The organism is Mesorhizobium sp. M1A.F.Ca.IN.022.07.1.1 (genome assembly GCF_003997575.1).
In the GTDB taxonomy this organism is placed as follows: Bacteria; Pseudomonadota; Alphaproteobacteria; order Rhizobiales; family Rhizobiaceae; genus Mesorhizobium.
Window position 1 is genome coordinate 1 of sequence record NZ_RZST01000043.1, and the last position, 24182, is coordinate 24182.

The following is a 24182-nucleotide window of genomic DNA, read 5'->3' on the forward strand; positions in this document are numbered from 1 at the left end:
ACGCAGATCCTCGAGGACGCCGGCAAGCTCTAAGGGACTATCCTCCCAGCGGCGTCGGTCTTCGCGACCGGCGCCGCTTTGACCGAGGCGGCCGCCCCATCGCCGGCCGTGCAAACAATTTTGGGACTTTGCATGACGGCCAAGCGGCTTTCCGCGCCAACGCTTCTTCTGCTGCCGGCCGTGCTCGTTCTGGCGGCCGTGGTGGTCGTGCCGCTCTGCCTGTCATTCTATTCAAGCTTCACGCCGTTCAGGCTGACACGGCCGGAAACCTTCTTCACCTTCATCGGCCTGCGCAACTATCGCAACATTCTGTCCGACGCGAATTTCTGGTGGGCCTTCGGCCGCACCGTGCTCCTGCTCACCATCGCGCTCAATCTCGAAATGCTGCTCGGTCTCGGCCTCGCGCTGCTGGTCGAGAAGGCTAGCCGCGGCCAGCGGTTGCTGCGTACCATCATGATGTTCCCAATGATGTTTTCGCCGATCCTGGTCGGCTTCCAGTTCAAGTTCATGTTCAACGACAATATCGGCTTGGTGAACAACGCGCTGCAGTCGCTAGGCATCACGCGGGACGCCATTCCCTGGCTGATCGAAGGCCATCTCGCCTTCATCGCCATTTCAGTCGCGGAGATCTGGTCGTCGACCTCGATCTTCGCGATCCTGATCCTCGCCGGCCTGCTCGCCATGCCGAAGGAGCCGGTCGAAGCGGCGCGCGTCGACGGCTGCACGCCGTGGCAAACCTTCCGCTATGTGACCTGGCCCTTCATCATGCCCTTCGCCTATATCGCCATGACCATCCGCTCGCTCGACGTTGCGCGCGCCTACGACATCGTCAAGATCATGACCGATGGCGGCCCAGCCGGCCGCACGGAACTGTTGTGGACGCTGGTCGCGCGCACCGCCTACAGTGACGCGCGCATGGGCGTGGCCAATGCGATGGCCTATTTTTCGATCCTGCTGTCGATCGTCTTCACCGTCTATTTCTTTAAGAAGCTCGCCGCGGCACGGACCCAGATCGGCGCGGAGTGGTGAGGATGGACGCCAACGCATCCGCCCGCCTGAAGCGCCGCGCCGGCGCCGTCGCCCACCGCGTCGGCCTGTTCCTCGCCATGCTTTTGATCTGTCTGCCCGGCATCTGGATCGTGCTGTCCTCGCTGCGGCCGACGGTCGAGATCCTGGCCAAGCCGCCGGTCTGGATCCCGCAGCAGGTCTCGCTCGATGCCTACGTCGCCATGTTCAGCGGTGTCGGCAAGGGCGGCATCCCCGTCTTCGACTATTTCCGCAATTCCCTGATCATCTCGGTGACCTCGACCGTCATTGCCATCGCCATCGGCATGGCCGGTGGCTACGCTTTCGCGCGCTACCGTTTCCGCGGCAAGTCGGCGATGTTCCTCGGCCTGATGCTGACCCGCACCGTGCCCGGCATCGCGCTGTCGCTGCCGCTGTTTTTCGTCTATGCGCGGCTCGACATCATCGACACGCATTTCGGCCTGATCCTCGCCTATGTCGCGCTCAATGTGCCGTTCACCATCTGGCTGATCGACGGCTTCTTCCGCCAAGTGCCGAAGGATCTCGCCGAGGCCGCGCAAATCGACGGCTGCACGCGCTGGCAGGCCTTCTGGCAGGTCGAGTTTCCACTCGCCGGGCCAGGCATCGCGTCGGCCGGCATCTTCGCCTTCCTTACCTCCTGGAACGAATTCGCGCTCGCCTCGCAACTGACTCGCTCTATCAATTCCAAGACGCTCCCCGTCGGGCTGCTCGACTACACCGCCGAATTCACCATTGACTGGCGCGGCATGTGCGCGCTGGCCGTGGTGATGATCATCCCGGCGCTGCTCCTTACCTTCATCGTCCAGAAACACCTCGTCGGCGGCCTGACTTCCGGCGCGGTGAAAGGTTGATCCGATGGCGATTGTCTCGCTCAAGAAACTGACCAAGCGTTACGGCAACATGGAGATCGTGCACGGCATCGACCTCGATGTCGCCGACCGCGAATTCATCGCGCTGGTCGGGCCGTCCGGCTGCGGCAAGTCGACCACGCTGCGCATGATCGCCGGGCTGGAAGACATCTCCGGCGGCACGATCGAGATCGGCGACCGCATCGTCAACGATCTGCCGCCGCGTTCGCGCAACATCTCGATGGTGTTCCAATCCTACGCGCTTTATCCGCACATGACGGTCCGCGAAAATCTCGGCTTCTCGCTGAAGATCGCCGGCGCGCCCAAGGAAGAGATGGACCGTCGCGTCGCCGAGGCCTCGGCCATTCTCGGCCTCGACGCGCTGCTCGAGCGCCGCCCCTCCCAGCTTTCCGGCGGCCAACGCCAGCGCGTCGCCATGGGCCGCGCCATCGTGCGCGATCCGGACGTCTTCCTGTTCGACGAGCCGCTCAGCAATCTCGACGCCAAGCTGCGCACGCAGATGCGTACCGAGATCAAGAAGCTGCACGCCAAGGTGAAGTCCACCGTCATCTACGTCACTCACGACCAGGTCGAAGCGATGACGCTCGCCGACCGCATCGTCATCATGCGCGACGGCAACATCGAGCAGGTCGGCACGCCGGACGAGGTCTTCCAGCGACCGGCGACACGCTTCGTGGCGGGCTTCATCGGCTCGCCCCCGATGAACCTGCAGGAGGCGACCGTGGCCGACGGTAAGATCGTCTTTTCCGGCGGACAGAGCCTGCCGCTGCCCGGCCGCTTCAAGGCCAAGGTGAACGCCGGCGACAAGGTAGTGTTCGGCCTGCGTCCCGACGACCTCTACCCCGTGGGCCACGGCCTGCATTCGGGCGATGCCGCTGACGTCCACGAGATCGAGCTGCCGGTGACGGTGACCGAGCCGCTCGGCAACGAGACGCTGGTGTTCGCCGAATTCGACCGCCGCGACTGGGTTTCGCGGATGCTGAACCCGAGGCCATTGCGGGCGGGCGATCGTGTAGCGATGAGCTTCGACCTGTCGCAGGCGCATCTCTTTTCCGCGGAAACCGGCAAATCCTTGAGGGCCTGACGATGGCGAAGATCGAGAAAGTCGAGCTTGCAATGGTCGATCTGGTGCCGAAGGTGAAGCGCACCGACGCCATCCAGAGTTTCGTCAGCCAGGAGACGCCGATCGTCACCATCACCGACGTCGACGGGGCGGTCGGCATGGGCTACAGCTACACGATCGGCACCGGCGGCTCTTCGGTGATGCGGCTTCTGGCCGACCACCTCGCGCCGCGCCTGATCGGTGAGGATGCCGACCGGATCGAGGCCATCTGGCACGATCTCGAATTCGCCACGCACGCCACCACCATCGGCGCCATCACGGCCATCGCGCTCGCCGCCATCGACACTGCGCTCTGGGACCTTCGGGCGAAGAAGCAGAAGCTGCCGCTCTGGAAGCTTGCCGGCGGCGCCAAGGACCGCTGTCCGCTTTACACCACCGAAGGCGGCTGGCTGCACATCGAGACTGACGCGCTTGTCGAAGATGCGCTGGCCGCCAAGGCGAAAGGCTTCACCGGCTCGAAGGTCAAGATCGGCAAGCCGCACGGCGCCGAGGATTTTGCCCGGTTGTCGGCCGTGCGCAAAGCGGTCGGCGACGGCTATGAGATCATGACCGACTGCAACCAGGGTTTTACCGTCGACGAAGCCATCCGGCGCGCCGAGCGGCTGCGCGATCTCGATCTCGCCTGGATGGAGGAACCGCTGCCGGCCGACGACATAGACGGCCATGTGCGGCTATCGAATTCGACGGCGACGCCTATCGCCGTCGGCGAGTCGCTCTATTCGATCCGCCATTTCCGCGAATATATGCAGAAGGGCGGCTGCAGCATCGTCCAGGTCGATGTCGGCCGCATCGGCGGCATCACGCCCTGGCTGAAGGAGGCGCATATGGCGGAAGCCTTCGACATGCCGATCTGCCCGCATTTCCTGATGGAACTGCATGTCAGCCTGGCCTGCGCGGTGCCGAACGGCAAATATGTGGAATATATTCCGCAGCTGGATGAGTTGACGGGCAAGAAGATGGTGATCGAAAACGGCCACGCGCTGGCGCCGGACGAGCCGGGCCTCGGCATCGACTGGGATTTCGATGCGATCAGGGCCCTGAGCATCGCCGAATTCAGCGTCACCGTCACGGAACGGAGGAACTGAGTATGCAGCGAATGGGCATGGTGCTTGGCCTGAAGCCGGAAAAGGTCGAGGAATATGTGCGCCTGCACGCCGCCGTCTGGCCGGACGTGCTCGAGATGATCGCCGCCTGCAACATCAAGAACTACTCGATCTACCTCAAGCGGCCGGAGAACCTGCTGTTCTCCTATTTCGAGTATCACGGCACCGACTATGCCGCCGACATGGCCAAGATGGCCGCCGATCCGAAGACCCAGGAATGGTGGTCGGTCTGCATGCCATGCCAGGAACCCTTGCCGACAAGGCAGGAGGGCGAGTGGTGGGCGACGATGGATGAAGTCTTCCACCATGACTGATGCCTTCGATCCCGCCTCGCTGGCGCAATCCTGGCCGATGCCTGCAAAGCCGCGTCCGATCGTCACCTTCGGCGCCGGCTCGATCGTTGGCGATGCGCATTTCCCGGCCTATCGCAAGGCTGGTTTTCCAGTGGTGGGTCTCTACGATCCGGACCAGGCCAAGGCTCGGAAACTGGCCGAACAATGGGGCGTGACGGCATTCGGCTCGGTGGACGAAGCGGCTGCCGTCAAGGATGCGATCTTCGATCTCGCAACGCCGCCCGGCCGGCACGCCGAGGTGCTGAAGGCCCTGCCCGACGACGCGGTCGCATTGATCCAGAAGCCGATGGGCAACTACCTTGGCGAGGCAACCGAGATCCTTGAAATCTGTCGCGCCAAGAAGCTCAAGGCTGCGGCGAATTTCCAGCTTCGCTTCGCGCCGATGATGCTGGCGCTGAAGGACGCGATCGCCAAGGGCTGGCTTGGCGAGGTCGTCGACTTCGATGCCTGGCTGGCGCTCGCAACGCCGTGGCAGCTCTGGGAATTCCTGCTTACGGCGCCGCGTGTCGAGATCGCCATGCATTCGATCCACTATCTCGACCTGATCCGGCAGCTTCTCGGCGACCCGAGGGGCGTGCATGCCAAGACGCTCGGCCATCCCAATCACAAGGTCGCGCAGACCCGGACAAGCGCCATCCTCGACTATGGCGACACGGTGCGCTGCGCGCTCTCGATCAACCACGATCATAAGTTCGGACGGCGGCATCAGGCCTGCGAGTTCCGTATCTGCGGCACCGAGGGCGCCGCCTACGTCAAGCTTGGCCTCAATCTCGACTATCCGCGCGGTGAGCCCGACGTGCTGGAAATCCACCCTAAAGGCGGCTCCGATTGGGTCGGCGTGCCGCTCACCGGCGAATGGTTCCCCGACGCCTTTGTCGGGCGCATGGCCAATGTGCAGCGCTTCGCCTCCGGGGAAGACAAAGAGCTGGTCAGCTCCGTCGAAGATGCCTGGAACACCATGGCACTGGTGGAAGCCGCCTATCGTTCGAGCGCCGCGCCGGCGACGCCGCTCACCGCAAAACCGTAAGGAACGGCATGGAACAGGTCACCTATTTCGACGACTACGAGATCGGCTCGTCGCGGCTGACCAGCGGCCGCACCATCACCGAGACCGACTTTGTCGTCCATGCCGGCCACACCGGCGATTTCTTTCCGCACCACATGGACGCCGAGTTCATGAAGACGACGCCCTTCGGCCAGCGCATCGCGCATGGCACGCTGGTGTTCTCGGTCGGCGTCGGCCTGACCGCGAGCGTCATCAACCCGGTCGCCTTCTCCTACGGTTATGACAGGCTGCGCTTCATCAGGCCGGTCTTCATCGGCGACACGATCCGCACGCGCACGACGATCGCCGCGAAGGAAGACGATCCGAAGCGGCCGGACTCCGGGCGCGTCATCGAACGCGTCGAGGTTTTGAACCAGCGCGACGAAGTCGTGCTGGCCGCCGATCACATCTATATCGTCGAGCGGCGCCCCCGGCTCGGCTGAAGACGGAGACAAAACAACATGGCTGATCTGACAGGCAAGGTGGTGGTCGTAACGGCCGCTGCGCAAGGCATCGGCCGGGCTAGCGCGTTGGCTTTCGCCAAGGCTGGCGCGATCGTCCACGCCACCGACATAAATGAAGCGGCGCTGGCCGAGCTCGGCAACACCTCGGTCATCAAGACTCGCAAGCTCGACGTGCTGAACGACGACGCCGTGCAGGCCGCCTTCGCCGAAATCGGCCGCATCGATGTGCTTTTCAACTGCGCCGGCTTCGTCCACTCCGGCTCGATCCTGGAGATGAAGGACGAGGACCTCGACTTCGCATTCAACCTCAATGTGCGCGCCATGAGCCGCACTATCCGCGCCGTGCTGCCCGGCATGCTGGAACGCGGCGGTGGTTCGATCATCAACATGGCATCGGTCGCCGGCGCCCCGAAAGGCGTGCCGAACCGCTTCGCCTATGGCGTGACCAAGGCGGCCGTGATCGGGCTGACCAAGTCGATCGCCGCCGACTATGTCGGCAAAGGCATTCGCTGCAACGCGATCTGCCCCGGCACGGTGGAGAGCCCCTCGCTCGAAAGCCGCATGCGGGCGCAGGGCGACTATGAGGCCGCCCGTGCTGCCTTCATCTCCCGCCAGCCAATGGGAAGGCTGGGCACGGCGGAGGAGATCGCCGATCTCGCCGTCTATCTCGCCGGCGCCACCTATACCACCGGGCAGGCCTATAATATCGACGGCGGCTGGTCGATCTGATGAGGCACCGAGCATGACCCGCATTACCGATCTTCGCGTCTTCGATCTGCGCTTCCCGACGTCGCAGAGCCTCGACGGGTCGGACGCGATGAATCCGGACCCCGATTATTCGGCCGCCTATGTCACCCTCGACACCGATAGCGAGGGGCTTAGCGGCCACGGGCTCACCTTCACCATCGGCCGCGGCAACGAGATCTGCTGCGCGGCGATCGAGGCGCTGCGCCATCTTGTTGTCGGGATCGACTTGGACTGGGTCAAGCAAGATCCCGGCCGCTTCTGGCATCACGTGACCGGCGACAGCCAGTTGCGCTGGATCGGCCCGGACAAGGGCGCCATGCACCTCGCCGTCGGCGCGGTTGTCAATGCGGTCTGGGATCTTTGGGCCAAGGAAGCCGGCAAGCCGGTCTGGCGCCTTGTCGCCGAGATGAGCCCGGAAGAGATCGTGCGCATCGTCGACTTCCGCTATCTCACCGATGCGATCACGCCGGCCGAAGCGCTGGAGATCCTGAGGAAGGCCGAGGCCGGCAAGGCCGAGCGCATCGCCAGCCTCGAGCGCGAAGGCTATGCCTGCTATACCACATCGGCCGGCTGGCTCGGCTATCCCGACGACAAGCTGAGGCGCCTCTGCCAGGAAGCAGTCGACGAGGGGTTCAATCACATCAAGCTGAAGGTCGGCCGCGATCGCGCCGACGACATCCGCCGCCTCAGGATCGCCCGCGAGGTGATCGGTCCGGACCGTTACCTGATGATCGACGCCAATCAGGTCTGGGAGGTCGACCAGGCGATCGACTGGCTGCGCCATCTTGCCTTCGCCAAGCCCTTCTTCATTGAGGAGCCGACCAGCCCGGACGATGTCGCCGGCCATGCCAAGATCCGCAAGGCGGTGGCGCCGATCAAGGTTGCGACCGGCGAGATGTGCCAGAACCGCATCATGTTCAAGCAGTTCATCGCCGGCGGCGCGATCGACGTCGTGCAGATCGATTCCTGCCGCATGGGCGGCCTGAACGAGGTGCTGGCCGTGCTTTTGATCGCCGCCAAGTTCGGCTTGCCGGTCTGGCCGCATGCCGGCGGCGTCGGCCTGTGCGAATATGTCCAGCATCTGTCGATGATCGACTATATCGCGGTGTCGGGCACCAAGGATGGACGGGTGATCGAGTATGTCGATCACCTGCACGAGCATTTCCTCGAGCCCTGTGTCATTGAGAATGCGGCCTACATGCCGCCGACGGCGCCGGGCTTCTCGATCGAGATGAAGCCGGACTCGATTGCCGCCTACCTATTCCACAGTTGAATGCGAGCCGTAACGCAGGTGGCCTTGGCGGCGTTACGGCGTCGCTTCTACCTGGCGCGCTTCAGTCAACCTCGACGGCAAGCACCGCAACACAATCGCCGGCCTTGACCAGGCCGGGGAAATGGCGCGCGGCCAGGAGCCCTGACATCCTGGCCTTGATCTCCTGGGGCGCGGTGCCGGTGCGACCGGTCGAATGGATGCGCGCCACGACCTGGCCTTCCTCCACCTTCTCGCCGAGATCGATCATGGTCTCGATCATGCCCTCGTCCTCGGCAAACGCAAAGCAGTCCCCCGAGGGCATGTCGAGCCATTGAGTTCGATTTTTCTCGATAGCACCATCAACGATGCCGGCATGGCGAAGCACATTGAGGATGCCACGGCGAGCGATGCGCACCGTCTCGGCCCGGGCCGTGCCGCCACCGCCGAGCTCGGTAGTGACGAAGACCTTGCCCATCTGCTCGGCCGCGGTGTCATACATGCCAACGGTATCGATCTCGGTCATGCGCATCGAGAACGGAGCCGCGAAGGCCTCGACCGCGGCGAAGGCCTTTTCCTCCTGCTCCTTGTCCAGCAGCGTATGCGCGGCGCAGAACGGCACGAAGTCCAGCGTCTTTCCGCCGGAGTGGAAGTCGAACACGATGTCCGCCCGCGGCAACAATTCGCGCTGGAAATAGTCGGCGATCTTTTCCGTCACGCTACCGTCCGGCCGGCCAGGAAAGCTGCGGTTCATGTTGCCCTTGTCGATCGGCGAGGTGCGGCTGCCGGCGCGGAACGCCGGATAGTTCATCGCCGGCACGATGATGACGGTACCGGTGACATCCTTCGGGTCGAGCGTGCGGGCGAGCTCGTAGAGCGCCAGCGGGCCTTCATATTCGTCGCCGTGATTTCCCCCGGTGAGCAGCGCCGTCTGCCCCTTGCCGTTACGGACGACACAGATCGGAATCATCACCGACCCCCAGGCGGAATCGTCGCGGCTGTAGGGCAGGCGCAGGAAGCCGTGCTGGACACCGTCGCGCTCGAAATCGACCGTCGGCGTGATCGGCGATGGAGGCAGAGCTGACATCGGGCTCAATCCTTGACGAACAGCTTGCGCGGCACATTGGCCAGGCACTCGACGCCGGTCTCGGTGATCAGGATCGATTCGGTGATTTCAAGTCCCATTGTCTCGAGCCACAGACCCGTCATGAAATGGAAGGTCATGCCGGGCTTGAGCTCGGTGCGATCGCCGGGGCGCAGGCTCATCGTGCGCTCGCCCCAATCCGGCGGATAGGAAAGACCGATCGAGTAGCCGGTGCGGTTGTCCTTGACGATGCCGTACTTCTTCAGCACGGCGAAGAAGGCATTGGCGATGTCCTCGCAGGCATTGCCCGGCTTGGCGGCGGCAAGGCCCGCCTCCATGCCCTCGAGCGTCGCCTTCTCGGCGTCGAGGAAGGCTTGCGTCGGCTTGCCAAGGAAGACGGTGCGCGACAGCGGGCAGTGGTAGCGGTTGTAGCAGCCGGCGATCTCGAAGAAGGTGCCCTCGCCCGCCTTCATCGGCTGGTCGTCCCAGGTGAGATGCGGCGCCGAGGCGTCGGCGCCCGATGGCAAGAGCGGCACGATCGCCGGATAGTCGCCGCCGATGCCCTCAACGCCGCGCGTGCCGGCATCATAGATCTCGGCGACCAGATCGCATTTGCGCATGCCGACCTCGATCTTGTCGACGATACGCTGATGCATGGCCTCGACGATGCGGGCGGCCTTGCGCATATAGTCGATCTCGGTCGGGCTCTTCACGGCGCGCTGCCAGTTGACCAGCGCGGTGGCGTCGACGAAGCGGGCGTTGGGCAGATGCTTCTGCAGCGAGGCGAAGGCAGCCGCCGAGAACCAATAATTGTCCATCTCGACGCCGATGGTCAGCTTGTCCCAGCGGCGATCGGCAAGCACGCTGGCGAGATGGTCCATCGGGTGCCGCTCGGTCGACTGCACATAGTGATCGGCGTAGCCAATGATGTTGTCATGCGCGAGATAGGCGGTGCGCTTGGCGCCGTTGGCATCCTGGCCGCGGCCATACCAGACCGGCTCGCCCGAAGGCGGCACGATGACCGCCTGATGCACATAGAAGGACCAGCCGTCATAGCCGGTCAGCCAGGCCATGTTGGAGGGATCGCTGACGATCAGCAGATCGACCCGCTTGGCCTCCATGGCTTTCCGCGTCTTGGCAAGGCGATCGGCAAATTCGCTTCGCGAGAATTTCAGGTTTGGCTGCATTTTGTTGGTCCTCGTTTGTTGGGCCTCGCGGCCATATTCAGCTTTCGAAAATCGTTCCCGCCTTCGCTGCCCGCGCGCGGTCGCGGGCTAAAGTGGCGATCGCGGTGTCCTGCACGCCGGTGCCAGTGAGATCGGCGAGGGTGATGTCACCGGCCGATCGTCGTCCGTGCTTTTTCCCGGCGATGATCTGGCCGAGCTCGGTGACTTCCGCGTCGGCCGCCATCGCCCCTGCCTCGATGGCGTGGTGAAGCTCGCCCAAGCGCCGCGTCTGCTTCGCGCTGTCTGCGACATAGAGATCTGCCAGGCGAAGGATCGCCGGCGCGATCTCGTTCTTGTGCTCGGCATCCGAGCCCATCGCGGTGATGTGCTGGCCGGCCGAGACGAACCCGGCCTTGATCAGCGGCTCGGTCGAAGGCGTGGTGGTGACGATGATGTCGGCGCCCGCTGCCGTCCTCGCCGCATCCGGCTCGGCACGCACCATGATGCCCAGTCTCTCGCGCAAGCGGGCCGCGGTCGCCTCGGCCTTGGCCGCATCGCGCGCCCAGACGCGCGCCTCCGCGATCGGCCTGACGAGACGCAGCGCTTCCAATTGCAGGCCGGCCTGCAAACCGGCGCCGAAGATCGCCGCTATGCTGGAGTCTTCGCGCGACAGATGCTTGGCCGCGACTGCGCCGGCTGCGGCGGTGCGCACATCGGTCAGATAGCCATTGTCGAGCAGCAGCGCCTCGACCACACCGGTCTTGGCCGAAAGCAGCACCATCATGCCGCCGCCGCTCGGCAGCCCGAGCTTCGGATTGTCGAAGAAGCCGGAGCTTATCTTGACGGCGAAGCCATCTATGCCGGGCACGTAGGCGGACTTCACGTCGACCTCGCCGCGATGCTCGTGAATGTCGAGCCTCAAGATTGGCGGCATCGCCACCGGCATTGTCGCCAAAGCCCGAAAGGCGTTCTCGACGCAGGCGACCGCATCCAGATCGAGCGTCACGACCTTGCGCAGGTCTGTTTCGGTGAGGATGGTCATGCGGCTCATCTGGGGCGCTCCGTCAGTGCAGCGTCGCCGCAGACGATGCGGCGATGCAGGCTCATGTCGATGTTGCGGCCAGACAGGATGGCCACCACCGGTCCTTTCGCAGTGACCTTCCCAGCAAGCAGCGCGCCGATGCCGACCGCGCCTGCGCCTTCGACGATCTCGCGCTCTTCCTCATAGGCATGCCGGATGCCGGCGGCGATCTCGTCCTCGGAAAGCAGGATGACGTCGTCGAGCAGCTCACGGCACATGGCAAAGGTCAGCCGGTTATCGAGGCCGATGCCGCCGCCGAGTGAGTCCGCAAGCGTCGGCAATTCCTCGACCTGCACGGGGCGGCCGGCATCGAGACTCGCCTTCATCGCGGCACCGCGCGCCATCGAGACGCCGACGACCTTGGTGGCCGGGCTCACCCCCTTGACCGCCGCGGCAACGCCGGCCGCCAGGCCGCCGCCGGAGAGCGGCACCAGCACACTTGCTGCTTCCGGAACCTGCTCCAAGATCTCCAGCCCCAGCGTGCCCTGCCCGGCGACGATGTCCGGATGGTCGAAGGGCGGCAGCATGACTAGCCCCTCCTCCGCAACCAGCCTGTCGACCTCCTGCTGGGCATCGTCCTGGCTGTTGCCGACGATGCGAATATCCGCGCCAAGGCGGCGGATTGCATCGAGCTTGTTTTCGGGCACCAGCTTCGACATGCAGATCACCGCGCGCATGCCCTTGAGCTTCGCCGCATGGGCGAGCGCGCGGCCGTGATTGCCGGTCGATGCCGCGACCACCCCGCGCAATCTTTCTAGCGGACTCAACGCGGCGATCGCGTTGGACGCGCCGCGCAGCTTGAACGCGCCGGTCGTCTGGTGATGTTCCAGCTTGAGGTGAACGGGATGGCCCGCCCGATCCGAGAGGCTTTGCGACAACACAGTCGGCGTCCGCTCGACCTTTCCGGCAATGCGTTCGCGCGCAGCGCGGATATGCTGAAGCGTGACTTCCGTTTTGGTCATTGGCATGCCCGCTCACCGGGCCAATGGCTTCGTCATCAGCCGGCCGAACTGCGGCCGCGCCGTGTCGTCGCCGCAAAGCCGCAGGCAGTTCCAGGCGCTCGCCTGGTTGCTGGTGACGACCGGGCGGCCGATTGCCTCCTCCATGCCTGGAACGGCGAGCGCCGCGCGTAGCGCGGTGCACGACACGAACAGTGCGTCGGCCCGGGCATGGGTGACTTTGCGTGCCAGCTCAACGAGAGCGCTCGGCTTGATACGAGCCATCTCCCGGTCGTCCTCGAAGCCGAGGCAGGTGACGCTCTCGATGTCGAAGCCATGCGCGGCGAAATAGGCGGCCATCGGCCGGCTGGTCTCGACAGTATAAGGGGTAAGAATGCTGATCCGCTTCGCGCCGAAAGCGTTGAGGCCGCGCACGCCGGCCATGGGCGGCGTGACCACGGGAACATTCGGCTTGGCCGCCTGGATCGCCTGCTCGATTTCGGCGTCGCCGATCACCACGGAAGCAGACGTGCAGGAATAGCAGACGGCATCGAGCGTCTCGTCCGGCAGGATCAGTGCCGCGCCCGTCGAAAGCGAGGGCTGCATCTTGCGCAGATTGTCCGGCGTCGTCGGATTGGCGTAGGGGATGCGTGCGACATAGACGCCGATCCGCTCGCTCGCCACCATGCGGCGGAAGTCGACCTCGCTGGTATGATCGGTGGCCAAAGCAATCAGCCCGACGCGCTTTTCGAGCGGACGCGCATCGAGGGCGGGCCGGGTCGATGCCAGCTCGATTTCGGGCAATGGTTTCATGACTTTCATCTCTCGATCCTGCCGTAACGACGCTCCAGCCAGCGCAACAGCACGACGGAGCAGAGGCTGATGACGAGGAAGAAGGCGCCAACCAGCGTCATCGGCTCGATGTAGCGGTAATAGGTATTGGCGACGCTCTTGGCTTGGTTCATCAGCTCCAGCACGGTGATCGCCGAAAGCAGCGGCGTCTCCTTGAACATGGCGATGAAGTAGTTGGCCAAGGCCGGGATCATCGGCGGGATCGCCTGCGGCAGGATGACATGCGTCCAGGTGTGGCGCCCGTTAAGATTGCAGGCCTTGGCGGCCTCCCACTGGCCGCGCGGCACATTGTCGATGCCGGCGCGATAGACCTCGGCCGTGTAGGTGCCGTAGTGCAGTCCAAGCCCGATGACGCCCGCCACCAGGGGCGGCAGCAGGATGCCGATATCGGGCAGCACGTAGAAGATGAAATAGAGCTGCACCAGAAGCGGCGTGCCGCGGATGAATTCGGCGAACCAGCCGACGCTGCGCGACACCGTGCGGTTAGGCGAGCGCCGCGCCAGCGCGATCGCCAGGCCGACGATCCCGGCCAGGATCGAGCCGAGCACGGTCGCCAGGATCGTGATCTTCACCCCCTGGATTAGGGTCGGCATGATCTCCCAGACAAAGTTCCAATCCCATTCCATCAGTGGGCCCATTCCATCAGACACGCACTCCGTCGAGACCGCGCGCCATGCGGCGCTCCAGCGAGCGCACGCCCCAGGAGATGATCAGCGCGAGCGCGAAATAGATGACGAGAACTGAGAGGAAGGGCATTAGCGTGCTGCCCGTCTGCGAGCGCACCACTTGCGCCTGGAAGGTGAGATCGGCAAGCGAGATCAGCGATACCACCGAAGTCGCCTTGAGCAGCTCGATCGCATTGTTGCCGAAGGTTGGCAGCATGATGAGCAGCGCCTGCGGCAGGATGACGTGGCGCATGCCTTGCCAGCGGCCGAGATTGAGTGCCGTGCAGGCCTCATATTGCTCACGGCCGATCGCCAGGATGGCGCCGCGCACAACTTCCGCCGCATAAGCCCCGACATTGAGCCCCAGCGCCAGCACGCCGGCTTGTAAAGGCGTCAGAGACAGACCGGCGAAGGGCAGCACGAAATAGGCCCAGAACAGCTGCACGAAGATGGAGGTGCCGCGGAAGAACTCGATGTAGGTCGTGGCGATCGCGCGCACGATGAAGAAGCGCGACACGCGTCCCATGCCGGCGAGAAAGGCCATGGCGAGCGCAAGCACCGACCCCATCAGCGTCAGCTCGATGGTGACAAGCGCTCCCTGCAATATCAGGCCGAGATAGCCGGACCACTGGGTCATTGAGTTTCGAATTTTCCTAACGTTTTCAGTTATTTCGAGATGGCTGCGACAGCCTTGTCCCCGCCCACGGGAGAAGATGCCGTCAGGCAGATGAGGGGCAGCGCTGACCTTGAAATGCTGGCGCGCCGCCCCTCATCCGGCTCTTCGAGTGACCTTCTCGCCGCAAGCGGGAAGAAGGGAGATTACTTCGCCGCGCAGAGCTTCTCGCGCGTCGTCGACATCGCCGCCTTGGCCGAGAAGCCGTAGGGCTCTATGATCTTGGCGAACTCGCCGGACTTCTTCATCTTGGCGAGCTCGACGTCATAGGCATCGCGCAGCGCCTCGTCGCCCTTCTTGAAGGCGGCGCCGTCGCAATAGACCGGCGCGCCCTGCACCGGCGCGATCACTTCGAGATTCGGATCATTGGCCTTCTTGATGAGGTCGTTGATCGACAGAACGGGCAGCGAATAGGCATCGATGCGGCCGTCCTGCACCATCTTCAGGCCGCTCTGGCCGTCCGGCACGACGATGACGCGGTCGCGCGGCACGCCGGCATTGAGCGCCAGCTTCTCCTCGGTGCCGCCGCCCGGCGCGCCGATAGTGGCCGACGTGTCCTTGGCGACGTCCTCATAGCTCTTGAAACCCTTCGGGTTGCCCTTCTTCACCAGCATCGCTTCCGCATCGCACAGCACCGGCTCGGAATAGGCGACCGCCGCGCAGCGCTCAGGCTTCATGAACAGGCCGGCGGTGACGACGTCGAAGCGGCCGGCCTGCAGGCCGGGGATCATGGCGCCGTATTCAGAGATGGAGGCGACGATATCGTTGACGCCGAGGCGCTTGAAGATCTCGCGCGCTACGTCGGGTGCAGCGCCCGAGACCTTGCCGTCCGCGGCGACCGCGGTGTAGGGCGGCTCGTTGGCAATGGCGACGCGGGCAAAGCCCTGCTGCTTGAGCTGCTCGAGCTTTGCGTCGTCTGCCGAACGCGCGCCGGAGGCGAGCAGCATGGTGCTTACGGCGAGACCGGCGACGCCAGCCAGGATGCCAAGTTTCTTCATCGTTCCCAACTCCTTGTTTCTCTTCTTGGTTCGCTCGGTTCGGATGGCGTCCTTGCCACCCGTTTCTGGCTTTCGGGACGGCTTCGCCGCCCTGGCATGACGGTCAGACGCGATGTCCGGCCGCGATGATCTTCTTCAGGAAGCCCTGCGTGCGTTCCTGCTTGGGATGGCGGAAAATCTCATCGGGCTTGCCTTCCTCGACGATCCTGCCGCGATCGAAGAACAGCACGCGATCGGCGAAGTCGTGGGCAAAGCCCATCTCATGAGTGACGAGCAACATCGTCATGTCGGTTTCGGCGGCGAGCTTGCGCATGACATTGAGCACCTCCTCGACCAGCTCGGGGTCGAGCGCCGAGGTGACCTCGTCGAACAGCATGATCTTTGGCGACAGCGCCAGCGCGCGGGCGATCGCGACGCGCTGCTTCTGGCCGCCGGAAAGCTGTGCCGGCATGCTCTTCGCCTTATCGGCGAGGCCCACCATGTCGAGCAGTTCCATCGCCCGTTTTTCGGCGGCGGCTCGCGCCACGCCCTTGGTCAGCATCGGCGCCAGCGTGACATTGTCCATGACGCATTTGTGCGGGAAAAGATTGAAGAGCTGGAAGACCATGCCGATCTTCTGGCGCATCTTGGCCAGGTGCCGCTCGTCGGCCGGCACCAGCTGGCCGTTGCGCTCCATGTGATAGAGCTGCTCGCCGTCGATCTGGATATGGCCGCCGTCGATCTTTTCCAGCGTCATCAGGATGCGCAGGATCGTCGTCTTGCCCGATCCGGATGGGCCGATCAGCGCCAGCTTCTCGCCTGGCATGACCTGCATCGACAGGCCGTCCAGCACCTTGAAGGCGCCGAAGCTCTTCGAAATGGCGTCGACCTTGATGATGGGCGCGGGCAATCCATTTCCCCGTTCTGAAGCGGCCTATGCTCCTAACGATGCGGAACGCGCTAAATCATGTCAATTAGGAAAATAATATCATGACAATTTTTCGAGCGCTGCACAATTTCAGGGCAATTGGCGATCCGCTTTTGCATCAGATGGCGAGCAGAAGATGCTCCGGATCGCCCAGCAGGAGCTTGGCGACAACGCTCAAGCCCGAGCGCAGTTCCCCTTCGGTGGTCGAGCCGAGCGAGATGCGCACGGCCGGATGCCACGGCGTGTCGGCGATGCGGAACGACGTGCCCGGGGCAATCGCCACGCCGCGCAGGCGCGCCTGCGCAACGAAGCTCTCCTCGGCGCGGTCGCCCGGCAATTCGAGCCACAGATGCAGCCCTTCGCGATGGGAGCGATAGTCGACGCCGGCCAGCATTTCGGCTGCGATTTCCTGCCGGCGTCTCAACGCCCCGCGTTGCCAGTTGACCAACTCAAAAGCCGTGCCGTCATTCACCCACCGCGTCGCGATTTCCGCCACCATCGGCGTCGCCATCCAGTTCGAGACGAGATGGCGGTTGGCGACGGCCGCGACATAGCGGTCGGGCACGGCGAGATAGCCGATGCGCAGGCCGGGCACGGTGATCTTGGTGAAGGAGGTGACGTAGAGCGTCCGCTCGGGCGCGAAGGCGGCAACCGCCGGAGGCCGGCCTTCGACGAGCGGCCCGAGCACGTCGTTCTCGATGATGGCGATGTCATGTTTGCGCGCGACCGCGGCGATCTGCTCGCGCCGGCTGTCGTCCATCAAGCTCGCCGTCGGGTTGATGACCGATGGCTGGACGAAAACAGCGCGAATGCCGGAGAGACGGCAGGCCTCGTCCAACGCTTCCGGGACCAGGCCGTTGCCGTCGATCGGCAGGCCCTCGAGGTTGAAGCCGAGATAGCGGGCGAGCGGCACCAGCGTGTGGTGGCCGATCGCCTCGGTGGCGACCGTCGAACCGGGCGGTGCGACGCTCATCAGCGCTACCGTCATGCCGGCGGTGGCGCCGTTGGTGAGGCTGATGTTCTGCGGTGAGGCGTCGAGGCCGCAGAGCTTCAGCCATTCGACCGCCACCGTGCGATGACGCGGGAACACCATGTTCGGCCGGAACGACAGCGCCGAACTCGACGGCAGGTTCTCGGCCAGCCACCCCAACGCCTGCTTCAGCTTCTCCAGATGCATCGGCTCGCAGACCGGCTTCAGGATCGAGAGGTCGATGACCTCGCCCAACCGTTCCGGAAGGTAGGGCGGCTCCGGCTCCCGGCGCTGCGTCTGCACGAAGCTGCCGCGGCCGACCTCGCCGGCAATCAGACCGCGGCGGATCAGTTCCTCATAGGCGCGGCTGACCGTCTGGACCGAAAGTTTCAGGTCGTCGGCAAGCCGCCGGTGCGTCGGCAGTCGCGCGCCATTGGCGAGCTTTCCGTCATGGATGGCGCGCGCGAACTGATCGGCCAGCGAGAGGTAGGCCGGGCGGCGGATGAGCGCAGGATCTGGCTGCCATAATGTCATGACTTTATTAGAGATCGAAATCAGTGCAATTGACAATCGAAATAATGCATCGTCATGGTGTCCGGAACAAAAAGCGGGGCCGGCATGGCGGCAGCGAAACTCGATCCGATCGACCTCAAGATCCTCGACGCCATCCAGCGCGACGGGCGCATCACCAAGCTGGCGCTGGCCGAGAAGGTCGGCCTGTCGCCGACGCCTTGCTGGATGCGGCTGCGCAAGCTGGAAAAGGCCGGCATCGTCGCCGGCTACCACGCCGCAATCGCCATGCGCGCGATCGCGCCGGTGGCGACCGTGCTGATGGAGGTGACATTGGCCAGCCACCGGCAAGCCGATTTCGACCGTTTCGAGCGGGTCATCCGCGACGTGCCCGAGATCGTCGCCTGCTGGTCGGTCGGCGGCGGCGTCGACTATGTGGTGAAAGTGATGGCGCGGGACATCGACGCCTATCAGCGGCTGGTCGACGCCCTGCTGGAACGCGAGATTGGCATCGACCGCTACTTCACCTACATCGTCACCAAGACGGTGAAGGAGGAGTCCGTGGTGCCTGTCGCCGACCTGTTGCCAGGCTGAAGCCGGAGAGATCGTCTGGCCCGGCGGGGGATGAGAGACAATCTCTCTCCTGGCGGCTGACGAAAAAGCCTCTCTGTCTCGGTCGCGCGGCTAATCTCTCCGCATCGCCTTGGCACCGGGAGACAAACGATGTCCGCGCATTTTGCACGCCCACACCGCCACGAAGCACTGGATCGTCTCGCCGATCGCCGGCTGCTGCGCGATCTCGGCTATATCGGGGGCCATTGGACCGCCGGCGACTCGGCTGCGAGCTTCGCAGTCACCGATCCGGCCACCGGCGCTACAGTCGCCTTCGTTGCCGCCCTCGGCGCAAGCCAAACGGCGGAGGCTGTCGACGCGGCAGCGCGTGCCCTGCCGGCCTGGCGCTCCGCGCTGCCGCAGGAGCGCTCCGGAATCTTGCGAAAATGGTTCGAGCTGATCGTCGCCGCCAAGGACGACCTGGCGCTGCTGATGACGCTTGAACAGGGCAAGCCGCTAAAGGAATCGCTGGGCGAGATCGACTACGCCGCCTCCTTCCTCGAGTGGTATGCCGAGGAAGCAAAGCGCCTCAATGCCGAAAGCGTCACCAGCCATTTGCCGAATGCTCAGATGACCGTTCGCCGCGAGCCGCTCGGCGTCGTCGGCGTCGTCACCCCATGGAACTTTCCGTCGGCCATGCTCACCCGCAAGGCCGCTGCGGCGCTTGCCGCCGGCTGCACCGTGGTGGCGCATCCGTCCTCGGAAACGCCGCTTTCGGCGCTGGCGCTGGCCGAGCTCGGCGAGCGTGCCGGCCTGCCCGCCGGCGTCTTCAACGTTGTCACCGGGGATGCGCGCACCATCGTCGGCGCGATGTGCGCTGACGCCCGGGTGCGCGCCATGAGCTTCACCGGTTCGACCGACGTCGGCCGGCTGATTGCCGCGCAGAGCGCGCCGACGATGAAGCGACTGGTCATGGAGCTCGGCGGCCATGCGCCGCTGATCGTCTTCGGTGATGCCGATATCGAAAAGGCGGTGACGATCGCCCTCGACGCCAAATTCGCCACCTCCGGCCAGGATTGTCTTGCCGCCAACCGCATCTATGTGCAGCGCCAGATCTATGACCGCTTCTGCGCCGCCCTCGCCCGTCGCATCGAGCGTCTGCGCACCGGCAACGGGCTTTCACCCGACGCCGATATCGGCCCGCTGATGCATGAGCGCGCCGTCAAGAAGGTGGAGGAGCAGGTCGCAGACGCGCTGGCTCGCGGCGCGCGCTGCCTCATCGGCGGCAAGCGCCATGCGGCCGGGCCGCTGTTCTATCAGCCAACGCTGCTCGTCGATGTGCCGGACGAGGCGCTGATCATGCATGAGGAAACCTTCGGCCCGGTCGCCGCCGTCACCCCGTTCGACGAGGAAGCGGAAGTCGTCGCCCGCGCCAATGCTACCGAATATGGCCTTGTCGCCTATGTCGTGACCGAGAACGGCGCGCGCCAGGCGCGCATGGGTCGCGCGCTTGAATACGGTATGGTCGCGATCAACCGGGTGAAGATCACCGGCGCGCCGATCCCGTTCGGCGGAGTCAAGCAGTCCGGCATCGGCCGCGAAGGCTCGCGCCATGGCCTCGAAGCCTTCACCGATCTGAAATACCTTTGTCTGGACGTCGCCTAGCGCACGCCGGAAGAATTCCCTGCAAGGAGAAAAAAGATGCTCGAACAGTCCAACGAACTTTCGGCCTGGGATCGCGACCACTTCTTCCATCCCTCGACGCATATGGGCACGCATGCGCGGGGCGAGTCCCCGGCACGCATCATGGCCGGCGGCGAAGGCGTCACCGTCTGGGACAACACCGGCAAGAAGAGCATCGATGCCTTTGCCGGCCTCTATTGCGTCAATGTCGGCTATGGCCGCCACAAGATCGCCGATGCCATTGCCGAGCAGGCCAAGAACCTCGCTTATTATCACGCCTATGTCGGGCACGGCACCGAGGCCTCGATTACGCTCGCCAAGATGATCATCGACCGCGCGCCGAAGGGCATGTCGAGGGTCTATTTCGGCCTCTCCGGCTCCGACGCCAACGAGACCAACATCAAGCTGATCTGGTATTACAACAACGTTCTCGGTCGGCCGGAGAAGAAGAAGATCATCTCGCGCTGGCGCGGCTACCACGGCTCCGGCGTCATGACAGGATCGCTGACCGGGCTCGAGCTGTTCCACAACGCCTTCGACCTGCCGCGCGCGCCGATCATGCACACCGAGGCCCCCTATTATTTCCGCCGCGCCGACCGCTCGATGAGCGAGGAGCAGTTTTCGCAATATTGCGCCGACAAGCTCGAGGAGATGATCCTTGCCGAGGGCCCGGACACCGTCGCGGCCTTTATCGGCGAGCCGATCCTCGGCACCGGCGGCATCGTGCCGCCGCCCGCCGGCTATTGGGAAAAGATCCAGGCAGTGCTGAACAAATACGACGTGCTGCTTGTCGCCGACGAGGTGGTGACCGGCTTCGGCCGTCTCGGCACCATGTTCGGCTCCGACCATTACGGCATCAAGCCGGACCTGATCACCATCGCGAAGGGCCTGACGTCTGCCTATGCGCCGCTTTCCGGCGTCATCGTCTCCGACAAGGTCTGGCAGGTGCTGGTCAGGGGTTCCGACAAGCTGGGCTCGCTGGGCCACGGCTGGACCTATTCGGCGCATCCCATCTGCGTCGCCGCGGGCGTCGCCAATCTCGAACTGATCGACGAGATGGATCTGGTGAGGAATGCCGGCGAGACCGGCGCCTATTTCCTCGCCGAGCTGGCCAAGGCCGTAGGCGGCCACAGAAACGTCGGCGAGGTCCGCGGCGACGGCATGCTGGCTGCGGTCGAGTTCGTCAGGGATCGCGACGATCGCGTCTTCTTCGATCCGGCGCTCAAAGTGGGCCCGCAGATCGCCACGACGCTCGCGGCAAGCGGCGTCATCGGCCGCGCCATGCCGCAGGGCGACATCCTCGGCTTCGCGCCGCCGCTTTGCCTGACGCGCGAGGAGGCCGACACCATCGTCGCCAAGACCGCCGACGCCGTGAACAGCGTGTTTGCCAGCCTCTGAAGCAATCCAGGAAGGTGTGAACGGTTTTCCGTCCGGAGTTGCGTGAAAGCAAAGGAACAGACCGACATGAATGCCATAACCAGAACCGTCCCCGCCACGATGGCCGCCGTGCAACTCACCGGCCACGGCGGCCTGGAAAAACTCGTCTATCGCACCGATGTGAAGGTGCCGCCGCCGGCTGCCGGCGAGGTGCTGGTCAAGGTCAGCGCCTGCGGCATGAACAACACCGATGTCTGGGTGCGCCAGGGCGCCTACGGCACCGAGGAAGACGCGGCCGCCGTGTCGACCTGGCGCCGGCAAGGCAACACGCTGACCTTTCCGCGCATCCAGGGCACCGATACGGTGGGCACCATCGTCGCCGTCGGTGACGGCGTACCCTCCGAGCGCATCGGCGAACGCGTCATGGTCGACTTCTCCATCTACAACCGTGACGACGATTCGCTTGCCGACATCGACTATATGGGCCACGGCCGTGACGGCGGCTATGCCGAATACCAGGCGCTGCCGGCCGAGAACGCGCATGTCGTCAATACCGATTTGAGCGATGTCGAGCTCGCCACCTTCTGCTGCGCCTATCTCACCGGCGAGCAGATGCTGGAACGTGCAGGCTTGAAGGCCGGCGAACGGGTGCTGGTCACCGGCGCCTCCGGCGGTGTCGGCTCCGGCATCGTGCAGCTGGCGCGGGCGCGGGGCGCCATTCCCTATGCCGTGGTCGGCAAGGGCAAGGAGCAAGCGGTGCTCGACATCGGCGCCGAGAAAGTGATCACGCGCGGCGTGGCCGACCTGCCTGCCGCCGTCAACGAAGCGACCGCTGGCCAACCCATCGACGTGGTCGCCGACCTTGTCGGCGGCGCCATTTTCAATGATCTGCTGCGCATCCTGCGGCCCGAGGGACGCTACACCACCGCAGGCGCCATCGCGGGGCCGGTGGTGCAGTTGGACCTGCGCACCATGTATCTCAAGCAGCTTCAGCTGCACGGATCGAGCCAGGGCACCAGGGCGGATTTCCGCCGCATCGTGCGCTACATCGAGGAGAAGAAAATCCGCCCGCTGGTCGGCGGCGTCTACAAGCTGTCGGACTTCCACCGCGCCCAGACCGACTTCATGGCCAAGGACTTCGTCGGCAAGCTGGTGGTGGTGCCGGACGCGATTGCCGACACGAACAAGTAGCGGCCGATGGCGGCGGCCGACGGGTTGACCTTGGCGGTCAGACCTTGCGCTCCTGAAGGATGTTGCCGCCATCCACGACGATGACGGCTCCGTTGACATAGCTGGCGCCGTCGGACGCCAAGAACAGCACAGCCGCGGCGACCTCCTCCGGAGTGCCGGCGCGTCCAAGCGGCGTGTTTTGCGCCGCGAGGAGTTCTTCCGGGGTCGAGGCGCCCGTCGCGATCCAGCCCGGCGCCACGGCGTTGACGGTGACGCTGCTGCGGCCGACCTCCAGCGCAAGCGCATGCGTCAGCCCGACCATGCCTGCCTTGGCGGCGGAATAAGCGGCCTCGCCTTCGTTGGAAACGTAAGGGCCGGTGACCGAGGCCATGTTCACCACGCGTCCATGACCGCGTCGGACCATGCCGGCCAGAAATGCGCGTGTGGCAAGGAATGTGGTCTTCAGGCTGACATCGATGCCGCGGTCCCAGTCGCTCTCGCTGAGATCGAGAAATCGCCGCTGCAGCGCCGGCTGGGCGACTGTTCCCATCCCGGCATTGTTGACGAGGATATCGATTTCGCCGACCTCCGAGCAGAGCCGCTCGACATCCGCTGCACGCGTCAGATCGGCCACCACCGCACGAACGTCGAGCCCCTCCGCCCGCAGCTCTTCAGCGCGCTGCTCGACGCGATGCGACGAGGCGGTGATCGCGACCGCAAGCCCGGCGTCTCCGAGCTCACGCGCCACCGCGGCGCCGATGCCGTCGGCGGCGCCCGCGCCGGTCACCAGCGCCGTGCGGGATTTGCGAAACATGGTCATGAGCCCTCCAAGGCGATGACGCCAATGCCGCGAGTCAGTATCCGGCGCTGATGCCGAAATCGATCGAAAGCGCGGCCCCGGTGATCGGCGCCGCGCCGGGCTGGCAAAGATAATGGATGAAGGAGGCGATCTCTTCCACGCCGATGAACCGTGCTCTTTCCCCTTGCGGGTATTGCCCAAGGAGCCTGCGCTTGTAGCCGTCCGGGTCATCTCCGCCATAGGTCCTTGCCTGATACTCGATCATTGGCGTCGCCGTGTCGCCAGGACAGACGGCGTTGACCCTGATGCCGTGCGGCGCAAGCTCCAGGGCGAGAGCCTTGGTCAGCAGCACCAGCCCGCCTTTGGAGGCGCAATAGACCGCCGCGCCGCTGTTGCCAACGATGCCCGCGTCGGAGGCGATATTGATGATAACGCCCTGCGCCGCCGACAGGTGCGGAATGGCGGCCGAGATCAGGAAGAAGGCACCTTTGAGATTGACGTCCAGCACCAGGTCCCATTGCTCTTCGCGGACCTCGCTTGCCGCTCCCTCGAGCCAGACGCCGGCGGCGTTGACGAGAATGTCCAGGCCGCCTCCCCATTCGCGGGCCTTGTTCACAACCTCTCGGCAGGCAGCGACGGAACGGATGTCGAGCGGCAGACCGATCGCGTTCGCACCGGTCGCGGCAATCCTTGACACGGCCTCGTCGAGTTTCGCGCCGGGAAGGTCGGCGAGCACGATCCGCTCACCGTCAGCCGC

General features: G+C 64.6%; 25 protein-coding genes. 13 read left to right on the top strand and 12 right to left on the bottom strand.

The window, feature by feature from the left end:
* Nucleotides 1-132 precede the first annotated feature (132 nt).
* Genes EOA75_RS07780 through EOA75_RS07820 form a run of 9 tightly spaced genes read left to right on the top strand, consistent with a single transcriptional unit; the run spans nucleotide 133 to nucleotide 8024 of the window.
* Nucleotides 133-1029: a sugar ABC transporter permease gene (locus EOA75_RS07780; RefSeq protein WP_095777216.1), complete on the top strand. Its 897-nt coding sequence runs from the start codon at nucleotides 133-135 to the stop codon at nucleotides 1027-1029.
* A 2-nt stretch (nucleotides 1030-1031) separates the two neighbouring features.
* On the top strand, nucleotides 1032-1898 hold the full coding sequence (locus tag EOA75_RS07785; protein ID WP_127323997.1) for a carbohydrate ABC transporter permease: 867 nt from the start codon (nucleotides 1032-1034) through the stop codon (nucleotides 1896-1898).
* Between the two features lie 4 nt (nucleotides 1899-1902).
* Nucleotides 1903-3000 (top strand): sn-glycerol-3-phosphate ABC transporter ATP-binding protein UgpC, encoded by a 1098-nt coding sequence (gene ugpC / locus EOA75_RS07790; RefSeq protein WP_127215507.1) that lies wholly within the window; start codon nucleotides 1903-1905, stop codon nucleotides 2998-3000.
* A 2-nt stretch (nucleotides 3001-3002) separates the two neighbouring features.
* A complete protein-coding gene (locus EOA75_RS07795; RefSeq protein ID WP_127323998.1) occupies nucleotides 3003-4124 on the top strand; it encodes a mandelate racemase/muconate lactonizing enzyme family protein in 1122 nt (373 codons plus the stop codon).
* A 2-nt stretch (nucleotides 4125-4126) separates the two neighbouring features.
* Nucleotides 4127-4456, top strand: a complete 330-nt coding sequence (locus tag EOA75_RS07800; protein WP_095800403.1) for an L-rhamnose mutarotase — start codon at nucleotides 4127-4129, stop codon at nucleotides 4454-4456.
* Nucleotides 4449-5522 carry a Gfo/Idh/MocA family oxidoreductase gene (locus EOA75_RS07805; protein WP_127324007.1) on the top strand — a complete coding sequence of 358 codons (1074 nt, stop codon included), beginning with the start codon at nucleotides 4449-4451 and terminating at the stop codon, nucleotides 5520-5522. The genes EOA75_RS07800 and EOA75_RS07805 overlap by 8 nt, the downstream gene beginning before the upstream one ends.
* 8 nt (nucleotides 5523-5530) lie before the next feature.
* Nucleotides 5531-5983 carry a MaoC/PaaZ C-terminal domain-containing protein gene (locus EOA75_RS07810; protein WP_127323999.1) on the top strand — a complete coding sequence of 151 codons (453 nt, stop codon included), beginning with the start codon at nucleotides 5531-5533 and terminating at the stop codon, nucleotides 5981-5983.
* 18 nt (nucleotides 5984-6001) lie between these two features.
* Nucleotides 6002-6733, top strand: a complete 732-nt coding sequence (locus EOA75_RS07815; protein ID WP_127324000.1) for an SDR family oxidoreductase — start codon at nucleotides 6002-6004, stop codon at nucleotides 6731-6733.
* Nucleotides 6734-6746: 13 nt separating this feature from the next.
* A complete protein-coding gene (locus EOA75_RS07820; protein WP_127324001.1) occupies nucleotides 6747-8024 on the top strand; it encodes an L-fuconate dehydratase in 1278 nt (425 codons plus the stop codon).
* Nucleotides 8025-8085: 61 nt separating this feature from the next.
* On the opposite strand, the gene doeB is transcribed toward EOA75_RS07820, so the two are convergent.
* The 10 genes from doeB to EOA75_RS07870 all read right to left on the bottom strand — a co-directional run bounded on the left by doeB (nucleotide 8086) and on the right by EOA75_RS07870 (nucleotide 17868).
* Nucleotides 8086-9087, bottom strand: coding sequence for a N(2)-acetyl-L-2,4-diaminobutanoate deacetylase DoeB (doeB, locus tag EOA75_RS07825; protein ID WP_127215511.1), 1002 nt, complete (start codon nucleotides 9085-9087; stop codon nucleotides 8086-8088).
* A 5-nt stretch (nucleotides 9088-9092) separates the two neighbouring features.
* Nucleotides 9093-10271, bottom strand: a complete 1179-nt coding sequence (gene doeA, locus EOA75_RS07830; protein ID WP_127324002.1) for an ectoine hydrolase DoeA — start codon at nucleotides 10269-10271, stop codon at nucleotides 9093-9095.
* A 37-nt stretch (nucleotides 10272-10308) separates the two neighbouring features.
* A complete protein-coding gene (locus EOA75_RS07835; protein WP_127324003.1) occupies nucleotides 10309-11301 on the bottom strand; it encodes a cyclodeaminase in 993 nt (330 codons plus the stop codon).
* Nucleotides 11298-12293: a hydroxyectoine utilization dehydratase EutB gene (gene eutB / locus EOA75_RS07840; protein ID WP_127324008.1), complete on the bottom strand. Its 996-nt coding sequence runs from the start codon at nucleotides 12291-12293 to the stop codon at nucleotides 11298-11300. Before eutB ends, EOA75_RS07835 begins: the two co-directional genes overlap by 4 nt.
* Before the next feature lie 12 nt (nucleotides 12294-12305).
* The gene (gene eutA, locus EOA75_RS07845; RefSeq protein ID WP_127324009.1) at nucleotides 12306-13082 is read right to left on the bottom strand and encodes an ectoine utilization protein EutA; all 777 of its coding nucleotides are present in this window, start codon (nucleotides 13080-13082) and stop codon (nucleotides 12306-12308) included.
* A gap of 5 nt (nucleotides 13083-13087) precedes the next feature.
* On the bottom strand, nucleotides 13088-13747 hold the full coding sequence (gene ehuD / locus EOA75_RS07850) for an ectoine/hydroxyectoine ABC transporter permease subunit EhuD (protein ID WP_067002307.1): 660 nt from the start codon (nucleotides 13745-13747) through the stop codon (nucleotides 13088-13090).
* Nucleotides 13748-13763: 16 nt separating this feature from the next.
* Nucleotides 13764-14423, bottom strand: a complete 660-nt coding sequence (ehuC, locus tag EOA75_RS07855) for an ectoine/hydroxyectoine ABC transporter permease subunit EhuC (RefSeq protein WP_127324004.1) — start codon at nucleotides 14421-14423, stop codon at nucleotides 13764-13766.
* A 182-nt stretch (nucleotides 14424-14605) separates the two neighbouring features.
* Complete coding sequence (gene ehuB, locus EOA75_RS07860; RefSeq protein ID WP_067326181.1) at nucleotides 14606-15457, bottom strand: ectoine/hydroxyectoine ABC transporter substrate-binding protein EhuB; 852 nt, start codon at nucleotides 15455-15457, stop codon at nucleotides 14606-14608.
* Nucleotides 15458-15560: 103 nt separating this feature from the next.
* The gene (gene ehuA / locus EOA75_RS07865; RefSeq protein ID WP_067326178.1) at nucleotides 15561-16346 is read right to left on the bottom strand and encodes an ectoine/hydroxyectoine ABC transporter ATP-binding protein EhuA; all 786 of its coding nucleotides are present in this window, start codon (nucleotides 16344-16346) and stop codon (nucleotides 15561-15563) included.
* Nucleotides 16347-16482: 136 nt separating this feature from the next.
* A complete protein-coding gene (locus tag EOA75_RS07870; RefSeq protein ID WP_067326174.1) occupies nucleotides 16483-17868 on the bottom strand; it encodes a PLP-dependent aminotransferase family protein in 1386 nt (461 codons plus the stop codon).
* A gap of 84 nt (nucleotides 17869-17952) precedes the next feature.
* On the opposite strand from EOA75_RS07870, the gene EOA75_RS07875 reads away from it, so the two are divergent.
* The 4 genes from EOA75_RS07875 to EOA75_RS07890 all read left to right on the top strand — a co-directional run bounded on the left by EOA75_RS07875 (nucleotide 17953) and on the right by EOA75_RS07890 (nucleotide 22647).
* Nucleotides 17953-18438, top strand: coding sequence for an Lrp/AsnC family transcriptional regulator (locus EOA75_RS07875; protein ID WP_095800633.1), 486 nt, complete (start codon nucleotides 17953-17955; stop codon nucleotides 18436-18438).
* Nucleotides 18439-18567: 129 nt separating this feature from the next.
* On the top strand, nucleotides 18568-20061 hold the full coding sequence (locus EOA75_RS07880; RefSeq protein ID WP_127243074.1) for an NAD-dependent succinate-semialdehyde dehydrogenase: 1494 nt from the start codon (nucleotides 18568-18570) through the stop codon (nucleotides 20059-20061).
* 36 nt (nucleotides 20062-20097) lie between these two features.
* Nucleotides 20098-21477, top strand: coding sequence for an aspartate aminotransferase family protein (locus EOA75_RS07885; protein ID WP_127324005.1), 1380 nt, complete (start codon nucleotides 20098-20100; stop codon nucleotides 21475-21477).
* Between the two features lie 66 nt (nucleotides 21478-21543).
* Nucleotides 21544-22647: an alcohol dehydrogenase family protein gene (locus EOA75_RS07890; protein ID WP_095823578.1), complete on the top strand. Its 1104-nt coding sequence runs from the start codon at nucleotides 21544-21546 to the stop codon at nucleotides 22645-22647.
* A gap of 37 nt (nucleotides 22648-22684) precedes the next feature.
* Here EOA75_RS07890 and EOA75_RS07895 read toward each other — a convergent pair whose 3' ends face one another.
* Complete coding sequence (locus EOA75_RS07895; protein ID WP_127324006.1) at nucleotides 22685-23446, bottom strand: SDR family NAD(P)-dependent oxidoreductase; 762 nt, start codon at nucleotides 23444-23446, stop codon at nucleotides 22685-22687.
* A 34-nt stretch (nucleotides 23447-23480) separates the two neighbouring features.
* Nucleotides 23481-24182 (bottom strand): SDR family oxidoreductase (locus EOA75_RS07900; RefSeq protein ID WP_164747310.1); only part of this gene is annotated, 702 nt, incomplete at its 5' end.

What these genes read in the sequence shown, in the direction of transcription:
- EOA75_RS07780 (WP_095777216.1), top strand. Translation starts at nt 133, where the DNA reads ATGACGGCCAAGCGGCTTTCCGCGCCAACGCTTCTTCTGCTGCCGGCC.
- EOA75_RS07785 (WP_127323997.1), top strand. Translation starts at nt 1,032, where the DNA reads ATGGACGCCAACGCATCCGCCCGCCTGAAGCGCCGCGCCGGCGCCGTC.
- ugpC (WP_127215507.1), top strand. Translation starts at nt 1,903, where the DNA reads ATGGCGATTGTCTCGCTCAAGAAACTGACCAAGCGTTACGGCAACATG.
- EOA75_RS07795 (WP_127323998.1), top strand. Translation starts at nt 3,003, where the DNA reads ATGGCGAAGATCGAGAAAGTCGAGCTTGCAATGGTCGATCTGGTGCCG.
- EOA75_RS07800 (WP_095800403.1), top strand. Translation starts at nt 4,127, where the DNA reads ATGCAGCGAATGGGCATGGTGCTTGGCCTGAAGCCGGAAAAGGTCGAG.
- EOA75_RS07805 (WP_127324007.1), top strand. Translation starts at nt 4,449, where the DNA reads ATGACTGATGCCTTCGATCCCGCCTCGCTGGCGCAATCCTGGCCGATG.
- EOA75_RS07810 (WP_127323999.1), top strand. Translation starts at nt 5,531, where the DNA reads ATGGAACAGGTCACCTATTTCGACGACTACGAGATCGGCTCGTCGCGG.
- EOA75_RS07815 (WP_127324000.1), top strand. Translation starts at nt 6,002, where the DNA reads ATGGCTGATCTGACAGGCAAGGTGGTGGTCGTAACGGCCGCTGCGCAA.
- EOA75_RS07820 (WP_127324001.1), top strand. Translation starts at nt 6,747, where the DNA reads ATGACCCGCATTACCGATCTTCGCGTCTTCGATCTGCGCTTCCCGACG.
- doeB (WP_127215511.1), bottom strand. Translation starts at nt 9,087, where the DNA reads ATGTCAGCTCTGCCTCCATCGCCGATCACGCCGACGGTCGATTTCGAG.
- doeA (WP_127324002.1), bottom strand. Translation starts at nt 10,271, where the DNA reads ATGCAGCCAAACCTGAAATTCTCGCGAAGCGAATTTGCCGATCGCCTT.
- EOA75_RS07835 (WP_127324003.1), bottom strand. Translation starts at nt 11,301, where the DNA reads ATGAGCCGCATGACCATCCTCACCGAAACAGACCTGCGCAAGGTCGTG.
- eutB (WP_127324008.1), bottom strand. Translation starts at nt 12,293, where the DNA reads ATGACCAAAACGGAAGTCACGCTTCAGCATATCCGCGCTGCGCGCGAA.
- eutA (WP_127324009.1), bottom strand. Translation starts at nt 13,082, where the DNA reads ATGAAACCATTGCCCGAAATCGAGCTGGCATCGACCCGGCCCGCCCTC.
- ehuD (WP_067002307.1), bottom strand. Translation starts at nt 13,747, where the DNA reads ATGGAATGGGATTGGAACTTTGTCTGGGAGATCATGCCGACCCTAATC.
- ehuC (WP_127324004.1), bottom strand. Translation starts at nt 14,423, where the DNA reads ATGACCCAGTGGTCCGGCTATCTCGGCCTGATATTGCAGGGAGCGCTT.
- ehuB (WP_067326181.1), bottom strand. Translation starts at nt 15,457, where the DNA reads ATGAAGAAACTTGGCATCCTGGCTGGCGTCGCCGGTCTCGCCGTAAGC.
- EOA75_RS07870 (WP_067326174.1), bottom strand. Translation starts at nt 17,868, where the DNA reads ATGACATTATGGCAGCCAGATCCTGCGCTCATCCGCCGCCCGGCCTAC.
- EOA75_RS07875 (WP_095800633.1), top strand. Translation starts at nt 17,953, where the DNA reads ATGGCGGCAGCGAAACTCGATCCGATCGACCTCAAGATCCTCGACGCC.
- EOA75_RS07880 (WP_127243074.1), top strand. Translation starts at nt 18,568, where the DNA reads ATGTCCGCGCATTTTGCACGCCCACACCGCCACGAAGCACTGGATCGT.
- EOA75_RS07885 (WP_127324005.1), top strand. Translation starts at nt 20,098, where the DNA reads ATGCTCGAACAGTCCAACGAACTTTCGGCCTGGGATCGCGACCACTTC.
- EOA75_RS07890 (WP_095823578.1), top strand. Translation starts at nt 21,544, where the DNA reads ATGAATGCCATAACCAGAACCGTCCCCGCCACGATGGCCGCCGTGCAA.
- EOA75_RS07895 (WP_127324006.1), bottom strand. Translation starts at nt 23,446, where the DNA reads ATGACCATGTTTCGCAAATCCCGCACGGCGCTGGTGACCGGCGCGGGC.